Origin of the sequence: Acinetobacter sp. YH12070 (genome assembly GCF_013419625.1) — a bacterium.
GTDB classification, from domain to species: domain Bacteria; phylum Pseudomonadota; class Gammaproteobacteria; order Pseudomonadales; family Moraxellaceae; genus Acinetobacter; species Acinetobacter amyesii.
In genome coordinates this window covers 1-1,451 of the sequence record NZ_VOZT01000133.1, presented here as the reverse complement: position 1 = coordinate 1,451, position 1,451 = coordinate 1, and the positions used below count along the sequence as shown (strand labels likewise).

Here is a 1,451-nt window from a genome sequence, read left to right as displayed (position 1 = left end):
AGACGTATAACCTTCCATTGGTTCTTATTGTTGATAATGCCTCGATTCATAGAAGTAAAAAGATGGCTGATTACAGAGAGCTACTTAAAACTAACTTTTCGACGAATCTGTATTTTATTCCAGCTTACAGCCCTGAGTTAAATCGAATCGAGATGGTATGGAAGCAGATGAAATATTATTGGCGAGATTTTCAAGTCATGGCAGCTGACAAAATAGAGCAATGGGTTGAGAAAGTATCAAACCTATTCGGAAAAGAATACATGTTTACTTTTTAATGGAGACTTAGTTGTTATGTTTATGTGTTGATGAGAATACGTGCAAAGAATAGGGGTTTTATATTTTTCATGGAATTCTTATAGCTTGTAAGATAGTGGATGTTTTTAGCATACATTAGGTTGTTTTTCCTTTTAATAAAAAAATTGATCGTTTCTCGAATATAAATGTGATTATTTTTGGTTAAATTTTTATTTTTTAAGTAGGAATAATCTTATTATTGGAAGTTGCTTAGGGTAATGTGTATCTGCAAGCATAAAATATATGGAGGTGTAAATGGAAACAAGAATTGCTTGTTTGACTTGTAAAGCACTTATTTTATCTGATACGGCAATAAAGAATCAGGGTTTATGTGTTCCTTGTGCTAAAGGCTATAGAAACCAAATAGAAGCAGCTAAGAAATACTACGATGAGGAGAAAAAATATAGAGCATCTGAAGAATATGTATATTGGTTGAATTTATCACAGCAGGTATCTGATTTAGCGGATTTGAAAAAACTAAGTTTTGAGAATCAAGTCTATTTTGTTGTGAAAATATTAATTGCAGAAGTTTTTAATGGTGGATTTGATCAATATTTTCATAATAGCTCAGGCGATTATTATGCTGAAACGATACAAGCTCTAAAAGCGTTACAGGCTTTTGAAAGTTTAGAATTATTAGAAAGTGCGAAAATACTATTATTTGGTGCTTTAGAGGTTCCAGTTGAGCAAGGATTAAGATTTAATATTTTAAAAAACAGCACCGAAGCTGAAAGTATTCAATTGGATCAGTTGGATAAATTTTTTGGAGAGTTTCCAGATCAACTTGATCAAAAGCTACGTCAATTTGTCGAAATGAATCATTTATTTAAAGTATATGAGTAGCTAAAAGTGATTCTTTGCAATACGACAAGGCAAATGCTGAAGTTCTAAAATTTACAGCTGATTTGCTCGATTTCATAAAAAACAGAACTAGTCACAGAGCATTGTTTTAGATGGTAGGCGACATGGATGTCGCCGTTCACTTGTGATACATGGACGCACCATCAAGTAAACAAAAGATTTTTTGTTACCTTGCGAAGCAGTGCTTCTTGTATCTTGATTGATATAGTGATTAGCTACCACTATACGCAAATTGTAGAGTTTGGAGTGCTGCTAAAATCTTAAATTTGAACCTGAGATAAAACCTACAATTTGCC

Annotated in this window: 2 protein-coding genes; both read left to right on the top strand. The window is 32.5% G+C overall.

The features are described from left to right. Positions 1–275, top strand: a 275-nt coding sequence (locus FTU17_RS17295) for a transposase (protein ID WP_180136130.1), incomplete at its 5' end; no start/stop codon positions are given. Between the two features lie 274 nt (positions 276–549). Beyond that, positions 550–1,137 (top strand): DUF4375 domain-containing protein, encoded by a 588-nt coding sequence (locus FTU17_RS17290; RefSeq protein WP_180007516.1) that lies wholly within the window; start codon positions 550–552, stop codon positions 1,135–1,137. The last annotated feature ends 314 nt before the right edge of the window (positions 1,138–1,451 follow it).

What these genes read in the sequence shown, in the direction of transcription:
- FTU17_RS17290 (WP_180007516.1), top strand. Translation starts at nt 550, where the DNA reads ATGGAAACAAGAATTGCTTGTTTGACTTGTAAAGCACTTATTTTATCT.